This is a genomic window from Pantoea sp. X-Soil-TKNS-1207 (assembly GCF_059730485.1).
On sequence record NZ_AP035958.1, the window covers coordinates 3,617,270 to 3,639,061 of the forward strand.

22 protein-coding genes are annotated in these 21,792 nt (G+C 57.4%); 7 read left to right on the forward strand and 15 right to left on the reverse strand.

Annotation, left to right across the window (positions count from 1 at the left end; genetic code table 11):
* Window positions 1-909, reverse strand: a complete 909-nt coding sequence (locus tag AC6I8V_RS16760) for a LysR family transcriptional regulator (protein ID WP_497843352.1) — start codon at window positions 907-909, stop codon at window positions 1-3.
* A 133-nt stretch (window positions 910-1,042) separates the two neighbouring features.
* Between AC6I8V_RS16760 and AC6I8V_RS16765 the strand changes: the two genes are divergently transcribed.
* Together AC6I8V_RS16765 and AC6I8V_RS16770 are read left to right on the forward strand one after the other, a co-directional pair.
* The gene (locus AC6I8V_RS16765) at window positions 1,043-1,603 is read left to right on the forward strand and encodes an antibiotic biosynthesis monooxygenase (RefSeq protein ID WP_497843353.1); all 561 of its coding nucleotides are present in this window, start codon (window positions 1,043-1,045) and stop codon (window positions 1,601-1,603) included.
* Between the two features lie 18 nt (window positions 1,604-1,621).
* A complete protein-coding gene (locus AC6I8V_RS16770; protein ID WP_497843354.1) occupies window positions 1,622-3,490 on the forward strand; it encodes an amidohydrolase in 1,869 nt (622 codons plus the stop codon).
* 53 nt (window positions 3,491-3,543) lie between these two features.
* Here AC6I8V_RS16770 and AC6I8V_RS16775 read toward each other — a convergent pair whose 3' ends face one another.
* Window positions 3,544-4,491, reverse strand: coding sequence for a diguanylate cyclase domain-containing protein (locus AC6I8V_RS16775; protein ID WP_497843355.1), 948 nt, complete (start codon window positions 4,489-4,491; stop codon window positions 3,544-3,546).
* 371 nt (window positions 4,492-4,862) lie between these two features.
* On the opposite strand from AC6I8V_RS16775, the gene uxuA reads away from it, so the two are divergent.
* Window positions 4,863-5,927 carry a mannonate dehydratase gene (gene uxuA, locus AC6I8V_RS16780; protein ID WP_497843356.1) on the forward strand — a complete coding sequence of 355 codons (1,065 nt, stop codon included), beginning with the start codon at window positions 4,863-4,865 and terminating at the stop codon, window positions 5,925-5,927.
* Between the two features lie 126 nt (window positions 5,928-6,053).
* Here uxuA and AC6I8V_RS16785 read toward each other — a convergent pair whose 3' ends face one another.
* Window positions 6,054-7,142 carry an oxidoreductase gene (locus AC6I8V_RS16785; protein ID WP_497843357.1) on the reverse strand — a complete coding sequence of 363 codons (1,089 nt, stop codon included), beginning with the start codon at window positions 7,140-7,142 and terminating at the stop codon, window positions 6,054-6,056.
* A gap of 207 nt (window positions 7,143-7,349) precedes the next feature.
* Here AC6I8V_RS16785 and AC6I8V_RS16790 point away from each other — a divergent pair, with 207 nt between their 5' ends.
* From AC6I8V_RS16790 to AC6I8V_RS16800, 3 genes are all read left to right on the forward strand, one after another.
* A complete protein-coding gene (locus AC6I8V_RS16790; protein ID WP_497843358.1) occupies window positions 7,350-8,414 on the forward strand; it encodes a sugar ABC transporter substrate-binding protein in 1,065 nt (354 codons plus the stop codon).
* An 8-nt stretch (window positions 8,415-8,422) separates the two neighbouring features.
* Window positions 8,423-9,667 (forward strand): LVIVD repeat-containing protein, encoded by a 1,245-nt coding sequence (locus AC6I8V_RS16795; RefSeq protein WP_497843359.1) that lies wholly within the window; start codon window positions 8,423-8,425, stop codon window positions 9,665-9,667.
* Window positions 9,668-9,730: 63 nt separating this feature from the next.
* Window positions 9,731-10,153: an ester cyclase gene (locus tag AC6I8V_RS16800; RefSeq protein ID WP_497843360.1), complete on the forward strand. Its 423-nt coding sequence runs from the start codon at window positions 9,731-9,733 to the stop codon at window positions 10,151-10,153.
* Here the strand turns inward: AC6I8V_RS16800 and AC6I8V_RS16805 are convergent.
* The 12 genes from AC6I8V_RS16805 to yfiR all read right to left on the reverse strand — a co-directional run bounded on the left by AC6I8V_RS16805 (window position 10,150) and on the right by yfiR (window position 19,957).
* On the reverse strand, window positions 10,150-10,563 hold the full coding sequence (locus AC6I8V_RS16805) for a MarR family winged helix-turn-helix transcriptional regulator (protein ID WP_497843361.1): 414 nt from the start codon (window positions 10,561-10,563) through the stop codon (window positions 10,150-10,152). The genes AC6I8V_RS16800 and AC6I8V_RS16805 overlap by 4 nt on opposite strands.
* 165 nt (window positions 10,564-10,728) lie before the next feature.
* Window positions 10,729-11,421: an amino acid ABC transporter permease gene (locus tag AC6I8V_RS16810; protein ID WP_497843362.1), complete on the reverse strand. Its 693-nt coding sequence runs from the start codon at window positions 11,419-11,421 to the stop codon at window positions 10,729-10,731.
* A gap of 19 nt (window positions 11,422-11,440) precedes the next feature.
* Complete coding sequence (locus AC6I8V_RS16815; RefSeq protein WP_497845861.1) at window positions 11,441-12,133, reverse strand: amino acid ABC transporter permease; 693 nt, start codon at window positions 12,131-12,133, stop codon at window positions 11,441-11,443.
* Between the two features lie 134 nt (window positions 12,134-12,267).
* A complete protein-coding gene (locus AC6I8V_RS16820) occupies window positions 12,268-13,086 on the reverse strand; it encodes a transporter substrate-binding domain-containing protein (RefSeq protein ID WP_497843363.1) in 819 nt (272 codons plus the stop codon).
* A 20-nt stretch (window positions 13,087-13,106) separates the two neighbouring features.
* On the reverse strand, window positions 13,107-13,844 hold the full coding sequence (locus tag AC6I8V_RS16825) for an amino acid ABC transporter ATP-binding protein (protein WP_497843364.1): 738 nt from the start codon (window positions 13,842-13,844) through the stop codon (window positions 13,107-13,109).
* Between the two features lie 31 nt (window positions 13,845-13,875).
* The gene (locus AC6I8V_RS16830; protein ID WP_497843365.1) at window positions 13,876-14,442 is read right to left on the reverse strand and encodes a peroxidase-related enzyme; all 567 of its coding nucleotides are present in this window, start codon (window positions 14,440-14,442) and stop codon (window positions 13,876-13,878) included.
* Window positions 14,439-14,921, reverse strand: a complete 483-nt coding sequence (locus AC6I8V_RS16835) for a CMD domain-containing protein (RefSeq protein WP_497843366.1) — start codon at window positions 14,919-14,921, stop codon at window positions 14,439-14,441. Before AC6I8V_RS16835 ends, AC6I8V_RS16830 begins: the two co-directional genes overlap by 4 nt.
* Window positions 14,918-16,375, reverse strand: a complete 1,458-nt coding sequence (locus AC6I8V_RS16840; RefSeq protein WP_497843367.1) for an NAD(P)-binding domain-containing protein — start codon at window positions 16,373-16,375, stop codon at window positions 14,918-14,920. The genes AC6I8V_RS16835 and AC6I8V_RS16840 overlap by 4 nt, the downstream gene beginning before the upstream one ends.
* A 247-nt stretch (window positions 16,376-16,622) precedes the next feature.
* Window positions 16,623-17,582 (reverse strand): LysR family transcriptional regulator, encoded by a 960-nt coding sequence (locus AC6I8V_RS16845; protein WP_497843368.1) that lies wholly within the window; start codon window positions 17,580-17,582, stop codon window positions 16,623-16,625.
* A gap of 110 nt (window positions 17,583-17,692) precedes the next feature.
* Entirely contained in the window at window positions 17,693-18,166 is a 474-nt protein-coding gene (yfiB, locus tag AC6I8V_RS16850; protein ID WP_497843369.1) for an outer membrane lipoprotein YfiB, read from the reverse strand.
* Window positions 18,163-19,377 (reverse strand): diguanylate cyclase DgcN/YfiN, encoded by a 1,215-nt coding sequence (gene dgcN, locus AC6I8V_RS16855; RefSeq protein WP_497843370.1) that lies wholly within the window; start codon window positions 19,375-19,377, stop codon window positions 18,163-18,165. The genes yfiB and dgcN overlap by 4 nt, the downstream gene beginning before the upstream one ends.
* 1 nt (window position 19,378) lies before the next feature.
* Complete coding sequence (gene yfiR, locus AC6I8V_RS16860; protein WP_497843371.1) at window positions 19,379-19,957, reverse strand: regulatory sequestration protein YfiR; 579 nt, start codon at window positions 19,955-19,957, stop codon at window positions 19,379-19,381.
* A gap of 492 nt (window positions 19,958-20,449) precedes the next feature.
* On the opposite strand from yfiR, the gene adiC reads away from it, so the two are divergent.
* Window positions 20,450-21,784: an arginine/agmatine antiporter gene (adiC, locus tag AC6I8V_RS16865; protein ID WP_497843372.1), complete on the forward strand. Its 1,335-nt coding sequence runs from the start codon at window positions 20,450-20,452 to the stop codon at window positions 21,782-21,784.
* The last annotated feature ends 8 nt before the right edge of the window (window positions 21,785-21,792 follow it).

Genomic DNA, 21,792 nt, shown 5'->3' on the forward strand with positions numbered 1-21,792 from the left:
TTACGCTGGCTGATAGATATCGTGCAGGCCTGGCAGCGTGAGTAAGCGCTCACGCCACCAGGTCGCGGCATTGCCGCTGGCGCTTTCGTTCCACGCCAGATAAGCCAGGTCGCGTCGGCATTCGCTATCGAGCTGGCGCTCCACCAGCGCCCCGCTCTGCAAATGGGGATCGGCCAGATAGCGTGGCAGGTAGCCACACCCCAGCCCGGCGAGCTGCGCCTGCAACTTCGACGGGAAATCATGCACGCTCAGGGTCTTCTGCTCATCCAGCACGCGCAAATCCACGCCCGCGCCGTGACGCGATGAATCATGCACCGTCACCGCCCGATACTGGCGAATCTGCTCGCGCAGCAGCGGTTCCGGCGCCTGGGCCAGCGGATGGTCGGGCGATACCGCAAAGACATACTCCAGCCAGCCAAGCGGCTGACAACCAATCTCTTTGCGCGTTGCCGGTTCCTGCACCGCGCCAAATACGATATCCGCCTCGCCGTAATGCAGCGCTTCCCAGCAGCCCGCCAGCACGTCATGGCGGAACTGGAGCTGCGTGTGCGAATGCTGCTGATAAAATTCGTCAATCAGCGGCGTCAGCAGGCTGAAGGGCACCGACGCATCGACGCTGATCACCAGCTGGCTCTCCCAGCCGCTCTCAACGTAGCGCGCCTGCTGCTCGAGTTCGTTTACCGCGCGCAGCAGCGTGCGGCCTTTTTCCAGCATCAGACGCCCGGTCGGCGTGAAGGTGGCGCGATGACCGGAGCGATCCAGCAGCGTGATTTTCAGATCGCTCTCCATCTTCTGCACCGTATAGCTCAGTGCCGACGCGGTTTTAAACAGCCGTGCCGCCGCTGCCGCAAAGGTGCCGTGACGATCCAGCGCATCAAGAATCAGCAGCGCCTCCAGGTTTAAACGCATTCCTTCCCCCCTCCCCAAAATTTGTTGAACAACAACCCAAAAACAATCCGTTATCAATAAACGCTCTCATTTCGTATTTTTTTCCTCAACGACGCAAGCACTTTCACCCGCGAGACGCACCGAGGAATCGAACATGAACAACCCGCAGCAGGCACACCATGTCACGCTGGTGATCACCCACAGCATCCAGCCCGAAAAGCAGGCCGATTACGAACAGTGGCTTGAAACCATCATGCCGCAGGCCGCCAGTTTTCCCGGCCATCTGGGGGTGAATGTGTTGCGTCCGGTGCATGGCGACAACGCCTACACCGTGCTGATTCGCTTTAGCGGCCTGGATGAACTCTACGCCTGGCTGAAATCGGACGCGCGCCAGTCGCTGGTTAAAGCGCTGCCCGCCATGCTGGCGCAGCCGGAGCATATTGAAGTGCGTCCTGGCGCCGCCTTCTGGTTTACCCCGGCGCAAAAAGGCCAGACCCCGCCCGCGAAATGGAAGCAATACTTACTGACGCTGGGGGTGATTTTCCCCTCAACCAACCTGGTCCCGTGGTTCTGGAATGCCGTGCTGCCCGCCAGCCACGGCACGCTGTGGGGCCATTTACTGAACGATGCCAGCGTCGTTGCTCTGGTGGTTTTCCTGTGGATGCCCCTGCTGACGCGTGTTTTAAAACAGTGGCTTATTGGCCGCAAAGCTTAATCTGACAGGAGAAAGAACATGACGACGGCTTCACTGATTTTGACCAACGGCAAATTCCACACCGTTGACCGCGCCAACCCGCTGGCCACCGCCGTGGCGATTAAAGACGGTAAATTCCTCGCCGTGGGTAGCGAAGCAGACGTAATGCGCTTTGCCGATGCCGCGACCACCCTCATCGATGCCAAAGGCCATACCGGCATTCCCGGCCTGAACGATTCGCACCTGCACCTGATTCGCGGCGGGCTGAACTACAACCTGGAACTGCGCTGGGAAGGCGTGCCGTCGCTGGCCGATGCGCTGCGTATGCTGCGCGAGCAGGCGCTGCGTACCCCGTCACCGCAGTGGGTACGCGTGGTGGGAGGCTGGACGGAATTCCAGTTTGCCGAGCGTCGGATGCCGACGCTGGATGAAATCAACGCGGCCGCGCCGGATACCCCGATTTTCATTCTTCATTTGTACGATCGCGCGCTGCTGAATCGCGCGGCGCTGAAGGTGGTTGGCTATACCAAAGACACGCCAAACCCGCCGGGCGGCGAGATCCAGCGCGACAGCAACGGCAATCCGACCGGGATGCTGATTGCCCGCCCCAACGCCATGCTGCTGTACGCCACGCTGGCGAAAGGCCCCAAACTGCCGCTGGAGCAGCAGGTCAATTCAACCCGTCAGTTTATGCGCGAGCTGAATCGCCTCGGCCTGACCAGCGCCATCGATGCGGGTGGCGGTTTCCAGAACTATCCCGATGATTACGATGTGATTTCTGAGCTGCACGCCAAAAAACAGCTGACGGTGCGCATCGCCTATAACCTGTTTACCCAGCGTCCGGGTCATGAACTGGAAGATTTTGAGAAGTGGACCGATATGCTGAAGCCGGGCCAGGGCACCAACTTCCTGCGTCACAACGGCGCCGGGGAAATGCTGGTGTTCTCGGCAGCCGATTTCGAAGATTTCCTCGAACCGCGCCCGGACCTGGCGCCCGGCATGGAAGATGAGCTGGAGCGCGTGGTGCGCCATCTGGTGGAGCATCGCTGGCCGTTCCGCCTGCACGCCACCTACAACGAATCCATCAGCCGGATGCTGGATGTGTTCGAGAAAGTGAACCGCGACATCCCGTTTAACGGCCTGCACTGGTTCTTCGATCACGCGGAAACCATCACTGAAGCCAATATCGAACGCGTGAAGGCGCTGGGTGGCGGCATTGCGGTGCAGCATCGTATGGCGTTCCAGGGCGAGTATTTTGTCGATCGCTACGGCAGTCAGGCCGCGAAACAGACGCCGCCGGTAGCGCGTATGCTCGATGCCGGTGTGCCGGTCGGACTGGGCACCGATGCCACCCGCGTGGCCAGCTATAACCCGTGGACGGCGCTCTACTGGCTGGTCTCTGGCCGTACCGTGGGCGGGATGCAGCTGTATGACGATAACGCACGCATCGACCGCGAAACCGCGCTGATGCTGTGGACCAAAGGCAGCGCCTGGTTCTCCAGCGAGCAAAGCGCCAAGGGCGAAATTAAAGTCGGCCAGCTGGCGGATCTGGTGCTGCTGTCGAAAGATTTCTTCAGCGTGCCGGAAGAGGAGATTAAAGGGATTGAATCCGTGCTGACGGTCGTCGATGGCGAGGTGGTCTACGCGGCAGGCAGCTTTACCCCGCTGGCACCGCCGCCGGTACCGGTGTTGCCAGAGTGGTCGCCGGTGGTGACGGTGCCGGGCCATTATCGCAGCGCCCCGCCACAGGCGACGGGTCGTGCGGCGATGATGCCGAAGGTGCACCAGTGCAGCGGTCCGTGCGGCGTGCACAGCCATGCGCATGATGTGGCGCGCCAGTCGTCAGTGCCGGTGTCCGATAACAATGCTTTCTGGGGTGCGCTCGGCTGCTCGTGCTTTGCGTTCTGATATGCGGAGCGGCGCGCTCAATCGCGTCGCTATCGGTGAAGTGCGGAGGGTGATTAAGGCACCAATCCAAATCCCTGCTTACCATTCCTCTTCACGTTGTACATGGCTTCGTCGGCGCGCATAAGCGCCGCGTTGAAGTCATCACGATCCTGCACCTGCGCGATACCAATCGATGCGCCAATCTGCGCATGGCCGTTATCGAGTTCGAACGGCGTGAGCGCCGCATCGAGCACCGCCTGCGCCATAATTCGCACTTTGGGAAAGTCGATAAGAAACGGCATCAGCAGCACAAACTCATCGCCGCCGATACGGCCAATCACGACCGTCGGCGGCACCAGGTTGCGTATCCGCTGGCTGAGCTGAATCAGCACTTCATCGCCGCTGCGATGGCCGAGCGTATCATTGACGTGTTTAAAGTTATCGAGGTCGATAAAGGCGACGCACAGCGGCCCCTGCTTTTTCATCTGGCTGTACTGGCCGAGCAGCGCATGGCGGTTGGTGAGACCGGTAAGCGGATCGTGATTCGCCAGCGTCGCGAGCTGCGCCTCGTATTGCTTCTCTTTGGTCATGTCGATGTGTGTGCCGGTGACTTTCAGCGGGTTGCCCTGCTCGTCCCATTCGGTGACGCGGCCGCGGTCCAGCACCCAGGTAATCTTGCCGTTTTTGGCGAGCATCCGATGCAGCGCTTCGTAATACGGGGCGCGCCCTTCGATATGATCGTAAAACGCTTTCAACACTTCATCCGCATCGTCGGGGTGCAGATGTTCGCGCCACACCTCGAACTTTGCATTCAGCTCTTTCGGCTGAAAGCCCAGCATCGCGCCCCAGCGCCGGTTAAAGATCACCAGCTTGCCGCTGGGGATGTCCAGCTGCCACAGGCATAACCCGGTGCCATCCAGCGCAGCGCTCAGCTTATTGCGGGCGTCATGAGCTATACGCTTCAAACGCGCATTATGTTTTTTCAGGTTCTGAATCTGCTGGTGGAGCGCTTCGTCAGACATGGTCTACGGGGGGAGAGAAAATAAGTGTTATTTTGCCTGCAAGGAATTATCTGTAAATGATTCAAGTGAAAAGGCGATGAGCCGCGGTGAAACGCCGCTTTGGCAGATGTTATGGCGTGGTTAATTGTGATTAACAGCAAAGCCAACTGGTTTTTACAATTTATGGCAGTGGAAAGCGTATTCGCCGCTGCTGGTCGGGCTTGTTTTTCTGGCCGTAGTGGTTTAACGCAGGCTCCACGGCGGCGATTCAGCGGATAAATTGGGTTCTGTGATGCGGATCAAGGGTTAATCACTGCACGGCGCTGTCAACATGAATACTAGAATGGTAGCTTATCAGTTATCACAGACACACGATGACGGTGGATGACATTATGCAGCTGACAATGCGTTGGTTTGGTCCGAAAGAAGATAAAGTTTCGCTGGAATATATACGCCAGGTACCGGGTGTACGTGGCATCGTCGGCGCGCTGTACGATGTGCCAGTGGGTGACACCTGGCCGAAAGATAAGATTAAAGCGCTGGTGGATCAGGCACATGCCGCGGGTCTGACTGTTGAAGTGATCGAAAGCGTCAACATTCATGACGATATCAAAATCGGTCTGCCAAGCCGCGATGGCTATATCGAGAATTATAAGCAGAGCATCCGCAACCTGGCCGAAGTCGGCGTGAAGGTGATCTGCTACAACTTCATGCCGGTATTTGACTGGATGAAGACCGAGATGAACTACGTGCTGCCGGATGGCTCCATCACCATGGCATTCGAGAAGAAAGGCATCGATAAGAGCCTGGATGACGTGGTCAAAGAGGTGCTGGAAAGCTCCAACGGCTTCGTGCTGCCGGGCTGGGAACCTGAGCGTCTGGCAAAAGTGCAGGAGCTGTTTGCCAAATACGATGGGGTTGATGATGCTAAGCTGCGCGAAAACCTGGCGTATTTCCTCAAAGCCGTGATCCCGGTGTGCGAAGAGGTGGGCGTCAAAATGGCGATTCACCCGGACGATCCGCCGTACTCCATTTTCGGCCTGCCACGCGTGGTGAAAAACCGCGACGATCTCGACTGGATCTGCAACGTGGTCGACTCGGAAGCCAACTGTATTACTCTGTGCACCGGCTCTATTGCCGAAGATCCGCAGAACGACGTGTATGCGATTCTGGCTGAGTTCTCACGCCGCAAACGTATCCCGTTTGCCCATGTGCGTAATATCAAAATCATCCAGGACAAAGATTTCTACGAATGCGCGCACCCCACCGAGTATGGCTCGCTGGATATGTACCAGGTACTGAAAGCGATGTACGACAACGGGTTCGATGGCTATATCCGCTCTGATCACGGTCGCTTTATCTGGGGCGAAACCGGCCGTCCGGGTTATGGCTTATACGATCGCGCGCTGGGCACCACCTATCTGCTGGGGCTGTGGGAAGCGCTGAGTAAGCGTTAAGGCGACAGGCAGGTCGGCATAAATGCCGTCATCCTGTTTCGTGCGGTAATTGGCCTGGTCGGCATAAATGCCGACCCTACGTTTGTGGTAGGTGTAGGGTCGGCATTTATGCCGACCTTCGCACAGCTACGCACCCAACGCCTCCACCTGCTCAATTGCCGCCCACAACGTGGCGGGCGTCAACGTCACCGGCAAATAATGAATCGACTCCACCGGGCGCAACGTATGCTGGATCACGCGTTCCACCTGGTCGCGCTGATGAATATCCACATCCAGCTGCGCCAGGGTGGTTGGTAAATCAAAACGCTTATACGCGGCAATCAGCTGGCGGGTGACATCGTGCTGGCCAAGCAGCGCGCTCTGCACCAGAATGCCGTACGCCACTTTGGTGCCATGCAGGAAACGCGCGGTTTGTGGCAGCGTCGTCAATCCGTTGTGTACCGCATGAGCCGCCGCAATACGCGTATAGCGCTCGCCAAGCCCGCCAACCATGCCCCCTCCGGCAATAATCGCGTCCACCACGTCACGAAACGCCAGCGTAAGCTGTTGCGCTCGCTGGTCGCTGAGCGCCGCTTCACTGCTGGCCAGCAGCACATCACGCAGCGTTTTTGCCACATCCAGCCCGAGGCGTACGGTGAGTGGCAGGGTCTCCGGCTGCGGTGCCAGCACCACCGCCTCATACCATTTCGCCAGGGTATCGCCGATGCCCGCCTGCAAATAGCGCGCCGGTGCCTGCAAAATGATTTCCGGTTCCAGCAGCAGCAGATGGTTCGCCTGCGGGAAGATTTCAAAATGCAGCGCTTCGCCCGCCGCGTTATACCAGACGGAGAGCGGCGTCCAGGCCGCGCAGGTCGCCGCAATGGTCGGAATCGTCACCACCGGCAATGCCAGCCGGTGCGCCAGCGCTTTGGCGCTATCCAGCACCGTACCGCCGCCAACGCCAATCACCACCTGACGGTCATCCCCCGCCAGCGTCGCCAGTCGCGCCACCTCATGCTCGCTGCAATGGCCGCCGAAGATAGCCACTTTCGCGCCTGGCAGCGTTAACCAGGGTGCCAGCCACTGCTGTGCCGCCGCCAGCGCCTGACGCCCGCCTACCCAGATGGCGTGGCGCAGCTGTTCTTCGCTGTAGTAATCCGCCAGCCGGGCAATCGCCCCAGGGTGGGCGTAGTAGTTGGCCGGACCCGGCACAACCTGAATGTGATGCTCGCTCATAATGACATTCCCCGCAGAAATAATGCGTTATGGTTATCCGCGCCCGTCGGCAAAGCTAATGATTTATCTGACTTTGCTTATGCCTTTTCCTTGATTGCCAACCTGGTGCGGAGGATGAAAAATCCGCACAGACCGCCCGCCAGACACAATAAAAAATCGGCGGCGCGCCACCTGCCATTCATCCATCTTTATATTCGGGGAAATTGCATGAAAACTTTGGCCGTCACGCTATTCACGCTGGGCCTGCTCAGCAGCGCCGTCAGCGCCGCCTCCACGCTGGCACCACTGCCCGCCGCGCTGGCAAACCATCATGGACCGATCCGCATTGCGGTAATCCGCAACCTGGGTTCCGACGATAACACCACCCAGTTTGTCGCCGGAGCAATCCAGCAGGGCAAGCAGCTGGGCTTTAAGGTCAGCACCTTCTTAAGCCAGGGCGACGATGCGCGCTTCCAGGACTTCGTTAATCAGGCCATCAGCCAGAAATATGACGGCATTATTTTGTCGCAGGGCCGCGCGCCCTACTCAACCGAGCTGGTGAAGCGTATTCACGACAGCGGCATTGCGCTGTCGGTGTTCGATACCGCCGTGGATAAGGTGCCCGCAGGCGTGACGGTGACGCAGCAGGACGATGCCTCACTGACGCAGCAGTCGCTGCAACCGCTAATTCACGACTTCAACGGTAAAGCCAATATTATCAAGCTGTGGGTGGCGGGCTTCCCGCCGATGGAGCGCCGTCAGGCGGCCTGGGAACAGATTCAAAAAGCCAACCCCGGCATTCACGAACTGGAATCGGTCGGTGCGGTTTCCACCGACGTACAGGGCGATACCGCCAACAAAGTCGGCGCGCTGCTGGCGAAATACCCGAAAGGCAAAATCGATGCTATCTGGGGAACCTGGGATGCCTTTAGCCAGGGCGCCTATAAAGCGTTGCAGGAAAACGGGCGCACCGAGATCAAACTCTACAGCATCGATATCTCCAACCAGGATTTACAGCTGATGCGCGCCAGCAACAGCCCGTGGAAGCTGAGCGTGGCGGTCGATCCCAAACTGATTGGCGCCGTCAATGTGCGTCTGATCGCCTATAAGCTGGCCGGTGAAACCACCCCAGCCAGCTATGACTTCCAGGCCGCCGCCATTCCGCAGGCGCTGGTCACCGGCCAGCCCGGTGCCGCCAACGTGGCCGCGTTGCAGAAAGTGATCCCCGGCTGGGGCCAGAGCGATGATTTTATCGCGCCCTGGTTCGCCACCCTCGCCGCCAAAGCGCAGTGAGGCCAGCCATGACCACTTCTCTCCCCACCCCGGAATACAGCCGCAATATGCGGCTGATTGGTCACAGCGATCAGGGCGGCCGCCCGGATGGCGTGCAGGTGATGGTGCATCGCGGCTTTGCCTATGTCGGCCATATGGTGTCGCAGGGCTTTAGAGTGATCGACGTGCGTGATGCGCGCCAGCCGAAAACCGTCAACTACGTCGCCGCCCCGCCTGGCACCTGGAATGTACATTTGCAGGCGCATGATGATCTGCTGCTGGTGATCAACGCACGCGACCTGTTCGCTGATGCGCGTTTCGCTGACGAGAAGGTGTATTACACCCGCGCCGTCGGCCACACCACCGCCGATATCCAGGAAAAAAGCTGGCAATCCGGGCTGCGGATTTTTGATATCTCCTCCCCGGCGCAGCCACGGGAAATCAGCTTCCTGGCGCTCGACGGCATTGGCATCCATCGTATCTGGTATGTCGGTGGCCGCTGGGCCTATGTCTCAGCGCTGATCGACGGCTTTAGCGATTACATTCTGCTGACCCTCGATTTAGCCGATCCGCAGCGCCCCAGCGTGGTTGGTCGCTGGTGGCTGCCCGGTATGCACACCGCCGCGGGTGAAACGCCGGACTGGCCGGAAGGGAAACGTTATGCGCTGCACCACGCGATTATCAGCGGCGATACCGCCTATGGCTGCTGGCGCGATGGCGGCCTGACCCTGCTGGATGTCAGCGATCGCGCGGCACCGCAATTGATCAGCCACCGCAACTGGAGTCCGCCGTTTGGCGGCGGCACCCACACCGCACTGCCGCTGCCATCACGCGATCTGCTGGTGGTGCTGGATGAGGCGGTGCTGGATAACCAGCAGGATGGCGAGAAGCTGATCTGGCTGTTTGATATCCGTGAGCCGGCCAATCCGGTCAGCATCGCCACGTTCCCGCAGCCGGACGAGCGCGATTACGTGGCAAAAGGCGCGCATTTCGGCCCGCATAATCTGCATGAAAACCGCCCCGGCAGTTTTGTCAGCGACACGCTGATTTTTGCCACTTACCAGAACGCCGGTGTTCGCGCTTACGACATCTCCAATCCGTATCAGCCGAAAGAAACCGGCGCGTTAGTGCCCGCCGCGCCAGCGCGCATGATGGATACACGCCCGGATCGCCCGCAGGTGATCCAGAGCTGTGATGTGTTTGTTGATGCGCAGGGCATGATCTTCAGCACCGATTACAACGGCGGGCTGTCGATTATTGAGTACCTGGGGTAGCGCGTCACACTTGCCTGATTCGCCGCCGATATATACAGTTAGACTGTACATATCGGAGGAAGCATGTCAGAAACCAATAAACAGGCTGTGCGGCGTTTTAATTTTGCGGTGATTGCGGGCGGAGACCGTGCGGCATTTGACCAGCTGGTGGCAACGACTTTTATTAATCGCTCCGCGCCGCCGGACGCCGCCAACGATCGGGAAAGCCTGTGGCGCACCTTTGATCAGCTGCTGCGCCCGGCGTTCTCTGCGCTGACCGTCACCATTGATGAACAGGTCGCCGAACGCGATTGGGTGACGACCCGTAAACGCATCAGCGGCGTGCACAGCGGCACGCTGCTGGGGATTGCCCCCACCGGTTTGGCCGTGACCATTGAGGTGATCGATATGGTGCGTCTGGAAAAGGGTCAATACGTGGAACACTGGGGCATGAATACGCTGACCAACGTCATCGCCCACCTGAAACAAGCCAGCGCGCAGCCCTAAAGCAGCTTACGCAGCGCCTCCAGCCCTTTTTGCAGGTCGCGCTGCGCCGTTTCATCCAGCTTTGCGCTAATTTCGTCGGCAATCCAGCTGGCGCGCTGCGTCCTGGCGGCGGCCAGTTGCTGGCTGGCGGCATCACTGAGCGCCAGTCGCTGCGCGCGCGAATCCCGCGGGCTTTTCTGGCGTAAAACGCTGCCCTGTTGTTCCAGCTCATTAATCACCAGACGCATACTCTGATGCTTCACGCCACGCAGGCGCGCCAGCTCGGCAATCGAGAGTGGGCCGTGGGTTTCCAGCAGTTCCAGGGTTTCGTGTTGTGAATTGCGCACCGTGTCGGTGGCAACGCGCACCTGACGGACAAACGTGCTGACCACCTGGCGGAGGTCTTCGGCGAGGGTAAGCGTTGTGCCCAAAGGAGTATCCTGGTTGTGGTGTTTGGCTGGGAATACGGTAAAGCATGGGCGGGGATTTTACAAAGCGGTGCCGATATCTGATCAGGTCGGCATCAATGCCGACCCTACGCGGCATCAATACCGAGCTGTAGGGTGCGTATTTATACGCACCTGGCCAATGCGATATCAACTCCGCACGCGTAGCCTCGCCTCGATCTTATCGGCGATTTTGGTGACCACGTAGGCAATCACCATATAAAACACCACCGCAATCAGGAAGGCTTCCAGATAGTAGAAGTTCAGTGCGGCAGTCAGCTGCGCCTGGGCGAAGATATCCACCACTTCGATGGCAAAAGCCAACGACAGCGCTTTCATAATCACCATAAAGGCATTCGCCAAATCCGGGATCGCCGCCACGATAATCTGCGGAAACATCACCCTGCGGAACAGCTGGCCACTGGTGTAGCCCAGCGACTGCGCGGCATCAGACTGGCCGGTATCGAACGAGTTCAGCGCCCCTTTCCACACCTCGGCCTGAAACGCCGCAACACAGGCGCTGAGCGCAACAATAATGATCACCCAGTTCGGAAGTGAGTGGGCATTCACTTCAATGCCAAACACGGTAGCAACGAAATGCAGCGCAGGCGGCAGGCCGTAATACGCCAGGAAAATCACCACCACCATCGGCACGCCTTTAAAGGCGATTTTGTACGCTAGCACCAGCTGACGCAGCACCGGCAGGCGCTTATGTTCCACGAAGGCAAACAGGCCGCCAGTCAGGGTGGAACAGATAAAAATGGTGATCGCCATCGCCAGCGTGACCGGCACCGCGTCCAGAATGCTCCAGAAATCCGGCAGCAAAACCTCAATATCAAACATAATCGGCTTTCTCTCTCTGTCAGACGCTGGCGGTGAACTTCACCTGGCTGGCCGCGGTTTTCGAGTTGTACTTTGCGTGACGCACTTCGAAGAAACGGACAATCAGCCAGGTAATCAGGCACAGCAGCGAATAGAGCACGGCCAGCACCAGATAGGTACCGAACTGATACTGGTTATAGTCGCGTTCCATAATCAGATGCGCAGTCGCCATTACATCCGCCGCGCCGATGTACATCACCAGCGCCACGTTGTGGATCAGGTAGATAAGCGCGTTGCCGTAGCCCGGCAGCGCGATGTGTACCGCCTGAGGGCCGACGATGCGCAGCATTTTCTGGCGGAAGCTATAACCCATGCTGTCGGCCGCATCATGCTGGCCGCGTTCCACTGCCAGAAACGCCGGACGCATCACTTCCGAAAGATAACCGCCGTGGTACAGGCTTAGCCCGACCATGGACGCGACGGTGGCGGACATAAAATCCCCCACGCCGAATGACTCCAGCACCAGCGGCAGGCCATAAAAGGCCACGAACAGTTGCAGCACCACCGGCACACTGCGCGCGTAGGAGACGTAGAGATCGGCCAGCTGGCTGATCACCGCGATACGGCGCACACGGAACGTCGTCGCGATCAGCGCCAGGATAAACCCGGCAACGATCGCGACCAACATAATGGCGAGCGTTAACGGCAAAGCCGACAGTAGCTCGGGAATCATGGTCGAGAGATTCACTGTGAAAGACTCCTGAAAAAATGTCAGTGAGGCGGCGCGAATGAGTTCGCACCCTACAGAAAGGCGCAGGGTCGGCATTCATGCCGACCGCCCGATACACCAGGGTTTCAGGTGAACCGTTATTTCATGTAGGTGACGATGTTTTCACCGAACCACTTCTGCGACAGCTTGCTGAGCGTGCCGTCAGCTTTCAGTTCTTTCAGCGCCTCATTCACATCATCATTCAGCTTTTTGTTTTCGTCTGAACGGTGAATCAGGATGTAGGTGTTGTTGATGGACACCGGCTCGCTGGCTTTGATCGCCAGCTTCTGGTTGTCGATAACGGTTTGCTCACCGAGGTTGGATGGCAGGATCAGCGCATCATATTTCCCGCCCTGCACTTCTTTCAGACGGTCCGGGTAAGGCACACCGGCGCTGGAGGCTTTGATCTCGACTTTGTCGTTCGGGTTTTCCTGCTGCCACTGCATAACAAACTTATACACGCCGCCACCGGCGGTGACTGGCACGATGTTCTTGCCCACCAGATCCTTCATGCCGTTGATATTGCTATCTTTGCGGCTGTAGATCTTCATCAGGCTGGCGCCAATGGGGTTATCCGGGATCAGGAACTGTTTGCTGCGTGCGGGTGCCTTATAGTAGCCCCCGGTCGCCATATCATATTTTCCGGTCGCCAGGCCCGTTTCCTGGGCGATATCCGCAGCCCCTTCCATGACAAATTTGTACTGCGGCAGTTTGGCGTTAATGGCTTTCAGCACATCCGGCTCATAGCCCTGCGGCTCGACGCCAATCGCGCCCCATGACAGCGGCTTGGATTCCGCAGCAGTGGCAATTTTGATGGTACGGACCGATTCCGCATAGCTGGCACCGGCACTGAGTAATGCGATGGTCACGATACCCGGCATCGCCAGGCGACGTAATGTTGTTTTGATTGCAGGCATGTCTTTGATTCCTGTAATTATTAGAGTACGCGTTCTGAATTGAGGAACTGTGCAAGGCGCGGCAGGCTCGGGTTGTCAAAAATCTCTGTCGGGCTACCCTGTGCCGCGACAACACCCTGATCCATAAACACAATGCGGTTAGAGATACTTTTGGCAAACTGCATTTCGTGGGTCACCAGCAGCGATGTAATGCCGGACGACGTCACGTCTTTAATCACCTTCAGCACTTCCCCCACCAGCTCGGGATCAAGCGAAGAAGTCGGTTCATCAAACAGCATCACATCCGGGCGCAGCGCCAGTGCACGCGCAATGCCGGTACGTTGCAGCTGACCACCGGAAAGCTGCGACGGGTAATGATCCTGTTTCGCGGCGAGGCCTACCCGCTCCAGCTCCTGCTCAGCGATGGCGCGCGCTTCCTGTTTAGTTTTACGTTGCACCACCATCAGCGGGTCCATCACGTTTTCAATCACCGTCATGTTTTTGAACACGTTGAACTGCTGAAACACCATCGCGGTCCGCAGACGGATGGCCTGAATCGCGGCTTTGTCCGGTGACTGGTAATCCATACTGATCTGGTCAAACGTAATGCTGCCGGAGGCGGGTTTTGCCAGGTAATTAATGCAGCGCAGCAGCGTGGTTTTACCGGTGCCGCTCGGACCGATAATCGAAACCACATCACCACGCTTCACCGAGAGATCGACCCCTTTCAGAATCGGCGCGCTCCCGTAAGACAGCTTAATATCTTTGAGTTCAAGCATTTGTGTTCATGTCCTTGCGGGTGAAAGACGGTTATTTCTCAATGCTGGCGTGGCCGAGCACATGCATCAGACGGTTGGCCCAGCCAAAAATGGCGATGGCGTGGATCAGGTCGATGATTTCGTTGTCATCCATGCCCTGAGCGCGCAACGCGGCCACATCTTCCGGCGTGGCTTCGGATGGCGTCACCGACAGGCGGCGGGCAAAGCGATAGATAGCGGCATCACGCGGGCCGAGGGTGTCGGCCTTGTCGAAGTACAGCGCGCTCACCACCGCTTCGCTTTCGGTCAGCTGGGCATGGCGTCGGGCGTGCACCACCGCACAATATTTGCAGCCATTGACGATCGATGCGCCCAGTGCGCCCAGCTCGCGGTCGGCGCGATTCAGCCCGCCATCCACATACATAATGGCGTTGAACAGCAGGGTACGCGCGGTGTAACTCTCCGGATCATGCGCCAGCGTGCGCACGTAATCGGAGATCTTCTTGTTCGATGGCGTCACCTTCATCGCGTCGAGCTGCGCTGGCGTCGCGGCGGCAACGTCAACCGGCGTGATATACGGATGCCAGTGCAATGGTTTGAGGCTGACTAACGGAATCATACGGACCTCATCAAACGTAAGCCGGACACCACGCGGGTCTGGAAGTTAACAAAGGCGATCAGCTCAGACAGCGCGACAATTTGCGGGTTGTTCAGCCCGGCCTGCTCCAGCAGGCGGATATGGCTGGCATCCGCGTCAAACGGCGTTTTAGTGACGCGATCGGTATGACGGGCCAGCGTCGCCAGCGGTTCGGCTAAATCCGTCTCACCGCGGGCCAGCGCCAGCAGCGCGGCAGACGGCGTCAGTTGCGCCAGCTGGGCGGCGTAGTCGGCCAGCAGATGCGCATCGCCATTCAGTAACGCCATGCGATGCGCCAGCGCCACACGTAAATCGGCAGCCAGACCCTGGTCGTCCTGCGGGGCCAGCACCGACTGGCGGCACTGCTCTGCTCCATCGACAAACTCCGGGCGAAAACGGCGCGCACGATACAGCTCATCCTCTGGTGTCAGTCCGGCGGACTGATCAATGGCGTCGATCACAACGCTTTCTCCTGTTTGAGTAAGGGTGTGGAATCCACCCATTCATCGCCCTGTAATTCAGGGGTGTCAAAAGCCATCAGGTTGTCGAAGTGGGTCTCAACATCCTCGGCAAACAGCGACGCCGCAATGCCACGCACCAGACGATCGGCACCGGCGCTAACCGCCGGAATATCGCCAGATACTTTGCCGTGCGTCAGCATCGCCGCATCGTTAAAACAGTGGATATGCGCCAGCATCGGACAGCTGCCCGGCTCACGTTCGCGAAATTCGAAGGCCGGACCGAGGTCGGGCGCATCCAGCATATTGCTGCGCGGCGCGCCCATTGCGGCCTGGTAGCGACCGTCAGCCCAGCTGCGGATAAAGGGCGCAATCGCGGCAAACTCCGGGCGCCCGTTGAAGTCGTTGCTGAAGCCGGTGGCGGCAATCAGGTAGTCGTAACGCAGCGCGCCTTGGGTGGTGTCAATCAGCAGGCCATCCGGCTGCTGGCTTACGGCGTCAATCGCGCAATCAAGGAAGAAGCGGGCATTGCTATGGCGTGAAACGCGCAGCGTGGAGGAGCGCGGCGGCGGCGTTTGGGTAGTCGCGGTGTAATCGACAAATTTCCATTTCCACGCATCCGGCAGTTGATGCATACCGTGCACCACGCCCTGGCTGCCGATGCCGGTCATTTTGTTGATACGCGGCATGGCCTTGCGGCGAATCAGCAGGTCCACGGCAGCGGCCCCATTTTCCAGCGCGGTGGCGGCGTTATCCATCGAGGACGCCCCGGCACCAATCACTGCCACGCGTTTGCCCTGTAGCGCCGCGAAATCAATATCGTCGGCGGAGTGCGCCCAGAATTTGCGGTCGATGCCCTGCAAAAAGTCCGGTACGGCAAAACCGCCGAGGCCCGAACGCCCGGTTGCCAGCACCAGACGGCGGGTGTAGACGCGGCCGGTTTCTGCGCCGCTCAGATCGAGCGCAATAAGTTCACCTTCTGCGGCAATCGCCGTAATACGCACGTTGTTATGTACCGGCAGATTCAGCGCCTTGCGATACCAGATCAGGTACTCCATCCACTGATTTTTCGGGATTTTGTCCAGTTCCTGCCAGGCCTCTTTCCCCCACTGGGCGGTAAACCAGGCGCGAAACGTCAGCTGCGGCAGGCCGAGGGATGGGCCATGCAGGCTTTTCGGCGAACGCAGCGTTTCCATGCGGGCAAAGGTCACCCACGGCCCTTCCAGACCGGCGGGGGCCGCATCATAGGCCACCACGTTATTGATGCCGGTGAGCAGTAATTTTGCCGTCGCCGCCAGCCCGCACATGCCGCCGCCAATCACCACCACATCACGCACTGGCGCGCCGTTATGGGTACGCGCAGGCACCCAGGCTTTGGCGGGCAGTTCGAGGAATTCGAGATCTTGCTGAAGCTGCGCTTCGAGCGCCAGAAGACCGCTGGACTGTGCTTGCGTCATGATGTTTTTCCCCGGAGCAGGCGCAAACCCGCCGCAGCGGGTCTGAATAAGGTGCTTTTCTATTATCTGTATAACGCATAGTTAATGATTAACTATCAACTAAACGCATAGTAATGACTAAGGTTTCGCATAATCCCTCTGGCCCGAAAAGGTGTCAAGCAACATGCTCACTTCATAACCAATGGATTTCTTATATCTTAAGCAGGAAAAGTTCTAAGCAGGGAAGGAAAGGATGACGTCGGGGAGTTTAGTCCTGATTAATCAGTCGCATAATGCGTGGGTGTTCGCTGGCGGCTAATCGCTGAAAACCCGGCAGGAGGGTCTGCGCCGCCTGCTCCAGCGCATCGACCAGCGCCTGCGTCGCCGCCGATAACTGACGACCCTGCGGCGTGATGACGCCAAAGAAATAGGGAATATCTTCCTGCAACGGTCGGATCGCCACCCCGGCCAGCGGCATCCCCCAGGCGGTAACAGGTTCAAGGATCGCCACCCCCAGTCCGGCTCGCACGCAGGCGAGAATATTGGCGGAGGAGTTGGTTTCGATGGTTTCGTGCGGCGGCACCCGGGTTTTTTTCAGCGCTTTTTCGAAGCGGCCGCGCAGGCGCAGCGGACTCCAGGGGGCAATCAGGCGGCGCCCGGCAAGGCTGCTCAGCGTCAGTTCCGCCTCTTCCGCCAGCGGATCGTCCTGTGGCAGCGCCACCACACAACGCGACTGGCCTATCCAGTGCAGCTCCACGGCGTGATGCTCCAGCGGCAGGCTGCACAGACCGAGATCGGCCTCAGCGGTGATGACCGCATGGGCCGTCTGCTCTGCGGACTCACTGATAATTTGTACTTTATTTTGCAGATTCAGGCGCGCCAGCGCCTGCGGCAGTAAGCCAGCGGCCAGCGCGGGGGTGGCGGCGATACTCAGCGGACGCTGCTGCTGCTGACCAATCTCCTGCGCGCGCAGACGGATCTGCTGCAATGATAGCAGCGCTTTCTGCACGTACTGATGCAGTTGCAGCGCCTCTTCGGAAGGATGAATACGCGGCCCGTTGCGGATAAACAGCGGATAACCGAGCGATTGTTCCAGTTCCTGAATCAGACGCGATACCGCTGGCTGCGAGCGATTCAGCGCTTTGGCGGCGGCCGTAACGCTACCGGCAGAAATCACCGCGGCGAAGGCTTCCAGCTGACGTAAATCCAGGTCATGTAACATGGTCATCTCACGCTATTTCCTAAGGCATTGATCATTCGCAACAATCGTGCGGGAAAACACCTCATCATAGAGAGAGTCGACCGAATACGCTACTGGCAAAGACCGCGCGCTGCTGGCTATGGCGCGGTAATCACCACGGCGACACGGCGGTTCTGGGCGCGCCCCTGCGCGGTGTTATTGCCTGCCACCGGATACTGCATACCCAGTCCACGGGTTTCAATATTGCTGCGGGGTAACGCCGCGCCTGTCGCCCACTGCGCCGCCACCGCGTTAGCCCTTTTCAGCGATAGCTGTTCGTTGTAGCTGGCGGTGCCGTAGTTATCGGTATGGCCGTCGATGCGCAGATGTTCAATCCCGGTCGCGGCGAGATTGGTGGCCATGCGGTTGATGGTGGTTTTGCTTTGCGGCGTCAGGTCTGATTCATTCACACCAAACAGAATTTTGTCTGAGATCCCCAGACCCCAGCCTTCCGCATTCTGGCTAAAGCCCTCTTTACGCATCGCCGCGATTTGTTCATCGCTGAAGGTTCTTTTTGACTGGCAACCGACGCAAGCCATGACGCATAAAAAAAGGAAAATTTTCGTTTTCATTTCGTAACCTTCGTAATGCCTTTGTTTTTGTACATATGCATATCCGCACGCTCAAGAATGGAAGTCACCGAATCGCCGTGCTGCGACCAGGCATAACCTATAGTCACCGAGGTGCTGATATTCAGGCCCTCTGAAATCGCAATCTTTTGCGCGATGCTTGAGCTGATCATATTGGTAAGCTGCTGCAACTCCTGATGGGTGGTCATGCTGGTGATCAGCATGGCGAACTCATCGCCGCCGAGGCGGGCCACCAGATCGTTTTCATCCACCAGTTCTGACAGCCTGGCGCCGATGGTTTTCAGCACTTCATCACCCGCCGCATGACCCCAGGTATCGTTGATGCTTTTGAAGCGATCGCCATCGAGAAACAGCAGCACAAAGTTTTCCTGCGCCAGTTGCTGATCCAGCAGCTTATTCAGTTTGCTGATAAAGGCCGCGCGGTTTGCCAGCCCGGTCAGGGGATCTTTCAGCGCTTTGGCAGCCAGCGACTTATTATCCCGCAGCAGGGAAGTCTTTAAGGTCTGCATTTCCGCCAGCAGCGAATTGAGGTCCTCGGAAAACAGCTGAAACTCTTTGGTGGAGCTGTCGGTAATACGCAGGGAGAAATCGCCGGAGCGAATAACGTAATGGATGGTACTGGTGATATTTCTGAATGACGCGAGGATGCCGCGATGCAATAACTCGCTCACCAGAAAAGAGACGATAAATACGAACACCATGCTACAGGTTAAAATAATCAGAGAATATTCAATAAAATCCGTGACATTGGTGACGGTACCCGACAGGGTCAGCGTACCGACTTTGGCATCGTCATGGGTGACATCAATACTCAGCGGTTTCGCGTAGATCCAGTTACGCAACATCTGCTGGAAGCGGCTGTTGTCGTCCTGATTTCCCTGCCAGTCCACTAATATGGTTTGCTCCGACGTCACCAGTTTCGCGGTGGAAAACATGCCTTCGCCACCCAACAGCATGACTTTTTTCTTCGCATCATAGCTGTCTTCAAAAACGGTGGCCGCCGTCAGGCTGGTACTGAGCGTGGTGGCAATCAGTTCCAGATTGCGTTTTTCATAGCTTTTAATAAACAGCATGGAAGTGGAAAAAAGTAATAACCAGCACAGCAGCAAAATAACCGCCGCATTAATGGTGCCGATTTTACGTAATTTATGCCGAATCGATGATTTTTCTGTTTTTATTTTTTCGAATTTCATCCTACTGGCTTCCTTTACGCGACAGCAATAACACGTCCGGATTGACTCTCACGCCACTTCTGGCGAGAGAGTCGAGATTTACTGAAAATACTGTCTTATCTGGGTGAAAAATCAGGCAAAACGCTGCACCAAGGGTACATTGCGGATTGTTTTCAGCCAGCGCCAGCACCGGACGGTGACTGACTTTTTCCAGCAGCCCGGACTGCTGCTCTGGTGATTGATTAACAAAATAAATGGCGTCACATTGCTGGGTTTGCAGCTCCTGCTCGCTGGCGAGATACACCACGCTAAACGCCGTATCAGCCGCTGGCTGACCGGTGGTAGCAGGCAGCGAGAAATGGCGCGCCGACGGCAACACGCAGAGCTGCGGCGGGTGCTTTAAACCCGGCCAGTAAGTAAAACTGATGATCCCACTGACAATGCGATTGGCTGCGTCGTCTCGATCCGCTGCGCGCAGCGGGGCAGCCATAAACAGGAACATGAGGGAAAACGCGATGGCGAGCATCCTGAGCACGGCAAAGGCGAATAAAAAAGAGTTTACGCCGCTCAGGATGTTGAGCTTTTCTACTTTCAGTAACATACGTCCATCCCGGAAGATTAAGGGCCAAATTTTATCATCATCGTGAAAATATGAGTAGCCTGCTTACATCTCCCCGCACCTATTACCGCAGAGTCTTTGTAAAATGCACAAATTGTGGAGATGAGCGCAGTACCTGATAACACAAATCAATGGATCTAAAAAATAAGACAAAACCCTATTTATCATCCGGTTAAACATTAAAAACCCATCCATTTTATAATAAAGCCGTCTGTTTCCATCACCCTCACCTCCCTGCTGATGGTCAGTCTGCTTTTGTTGCCAGTAAAAAATAAAAAGCCACGACTTTGGCGCGAAATTAATTCTGACATTTAAAAAGGCAAGGCAAAACAAGGCCTATCCGCTGATTAAACGAAGCCGTAATAAAAATCGCCCAAAACTCATTACGCAAAGTAAATAATTATCAACTATAGATTTGATTCATTAAAAAATTCCCCGCTATTTAAACCACATGTCTCAATACATGGAGGGTGTATGGCTACGCCTGAAGGTAAGAAAGTTGGATTAGTCCCCGTGACGTTAATGGTGGCAGGAAATATTATGGGCTCCGGGGTTTTTCTGTTGCCCGCCAGCCTGGCCAATACCGGTGGTATCGCCATTTACGGCTGGCTGGTGACGATTATCGGCGCGCTGTCGCTGTCCATTGTCTATGCCAAGATGTCCTCGCTCGATCCCAGTCCGGGTGGCTCTTATGCCTATGCCCGTCGCGCCTTTGGTCCCTTTTTAGGTTACCAGACTAACATGCTCTACTGGCTGGCGTGCTGGATAGGTAATATCGCGATGGTGGTGATAGGTGTTGGATATTTAAGTTATTTCATTCCGGCATTAAATAATCCGCTCATCCTGACCTTTACCTGTATTGCGGTGCTGTGGCTGTTTGTCATTTTAAATATTATCGGCCCGCAGATGATCACCAAAGTGCAGGCCGTCGCCACCGTGCTGGCGCTCTTTCCCATCCTGGCGGTGGCTATTTTTGGCTGGTTCTGGTTTAGCGGCGCCACCTATATGAGCGCGTGGAATGTCAGCGGCCAGGGCACTTTCGGCGCGATCCAAAGCACCTTAAGCGTCACCCTGTGGTCGTTTATCGGCGTTGAGAGCGCCTCAGTAGCGGCGGCGGTGGTGGAGAATCCGAAACGTAATGTGCCCATCGCCACCCTCGGCGGCGTACTGATTTCCGCCGTCTGCTACGTGCTCTCCACTACCGCCATCATGGGCATGATACCGAACGCCGATCTGCGGCTGTCCGCGTCTCCCTTTGGCGATGCCGCGCGTATGGCGCTGGGGAATACCGCCGGGGCGGTGGTGACCTTCTGTGCCGCCGCCGGATGTCTGGGATCCTTAGGTGGCTGGACGCTGCTCGCCAGCCAGACCGCCAAAGCAGCCGCTGATGATGGGCTGTTTCCTCCCATCTTTGGCAAAATCAGTAAAAATGGCGTGCCGGTAGCCGGACTGATTATTCTCGGCATCCTGATGACCGTCTTCCAGCTCACCACCATCTCACCCAATGCCACCGCGCAATTCGCCCTGGTGTCGTCGGTATCGGTGATTTTCACCCTGGTTCCTTATCTCTACACCTGCGCCGCGCTGCTGCTGGTGGGGCATGGCCATCTGGGCAACCGGCGTCGCACCTTTGCCTTTGTCACCCTCATCGCCTTCCTCTACTGCATCTGGGCCGTGGTCGGTTCTGGCGCGCAGGAAGTGATGTGGTCATTCGTCGCCATCATGGTCATTACCGCGATGTACACCATTAACTACAACCGTCGCCACAAAAATCCCTACCCCCTTGATGCCCAGCCGCAGGAAGACTAACTGAGGAG

Excerpts from the sequence above, each read along its gene's own strand:
- AC6I8V_RS16760 (WP_497843352.1), bottom strand. The coding sequence starts at position 909 with ATGCGTTTAAACCTGGAGGCGCTGCTGATTCTTGATGCGCTGGATCGT.
- AC6I8V_RS16815 (WP_497845861.1), bottom strand. The coding sequence starts at position 12,133 with ATGATTCCCGAGCTACTGTCGGCTTTGCCGTTAACGCTCGCCATTATG.
- uxuA (WP_497843356.1), top strand. The coding sequence starts at position 4,863 with ATGCAGCTGACAATGCGTTGGTTTGGTCCGAAAGAAGATAAAGTTTCG.
- AC6I8V_RS16775 (WP_497843355.1), bottom strand. The coding sequence starts at position 4,491 with ATGTCTGACGAAGCGCTCCACCAGCAGATTCAGAACCTGAAAAAACAT.
- adiC (WP_497843372.1), top strand. The coding sequence starts at position 20,450 with ATGGCTACGCCTGAAGGTAAGAAAGTTGGATTAGTCCCCGTGACGTTA.
- AC6I8V_RS16820 (WP_497843363.1), bottom strand. The coding sequence starts at position 13,086 with ATGCCTGCAATCAAAACAACATTACGTCGCCTGGCGATGCCGGGTATC.
- AC6I8V_RS16785 (WP_497843357.1), bottom strand. The coding sequence starts at position 7,142 with ATGAGCGAGCATCACATTCAGGTTGTGCCGGGTCCGGCCAACTACTAC.
- AC6I8V_RS16810 (WP_497843362.1), bottom strand. The coding sequence starts at position 11,421 with ATGTTTGATATTGAGGTTTTGCTGCCGGATTTCTGGAGCATTCTGGAC.
- AC6I8V_RS16770 (WP_497843354.1), top strand. The coding sequence starts at position 1,622 with ATGACGACGGCTTCACTGATTTTGACCAACGGCAAATTCCACACCGTT.
- dgcN (WP_497843370.1), bottom strand. The coding sequence starts at position 19,377 with ATGAAATTCGAAAAAATAAAAACAGAAAAATCATCGATTCGGCATAAA.
- AC6I8V_RS16795 (WP_497843359.1), top strand. The coding sequence starts at position 8,423 with ATGACCACTTCTCTCCCCACCCCGGAATACAGCCGCAATATGCGGCTG.
- AC6I8V_RS16790 (WP_497843358.1), top strand. The coding sequence starts at position 7,350 with ATGAAAACTTTGGCCGTCACGCTATTCACGCTGGGCCTGCTCAGCAGC.
- AC6I8V_RS16800 (WP_497843360.1), top strand. The coding sequence starts at position 9,731 with ATGTCAGAAACCAATAAACAGGCTGTGCGGCGTTTTAATTTTGCGGTG.
- AC6I8V_RS16825 (WP_497843364.1), bottom strand. The coding sequence starts at position 13,844 with ATGCTTGAACTCAAAGATATTAAGCTGTCTTACGGGAGCGCGCCGATT.
- AC6I8V_RS16840 (WP_497843367.1), bottom strand. The coding sequence starts at position 16,375 with ATGACGCAAGCACAGTCCAGCGGTCTTCTGGCGCTCGAAGCGCAGCTT.
- AC6I8V_RS16765 (WP_497843353.1), top strand. The coding sequence starts at position 1,043 with ATGAACAACCCGCAGCAGGCACACCATGTCACGCTGGTGATCACCCAC.
- yfiR (WP_497843371.1), bottom strand. The coding sequence starts at position 19,957 with ATGTTACTGAAAGTAGAAAAGCTCAACATCCTGAGCGGCGTAAACTCT.
- AC6I8V_RS16845 (WP_497843368.1), bottom strand. The coding sequence starts at position 17,582 with ATGACCATGTTACATGACCTGGATTTACGTCAGCTGGAAGCCTTCGCC.
- AC6I8V_RS16830 (WP_497843365.1), bottom strand. The coding sequence starts at position 14,442 with ATGATTCCGTTAGTCAGCCTCAAACCATTGCACTGGCATCCGTATATC.
- yfiB (WP_497843369.1), bottom strand. The coding sequence starts at position 18,166 with ATGAAAACGAAAATTTTCCTTTTTTTATGCGTCATGGCTTGCGTCGGT.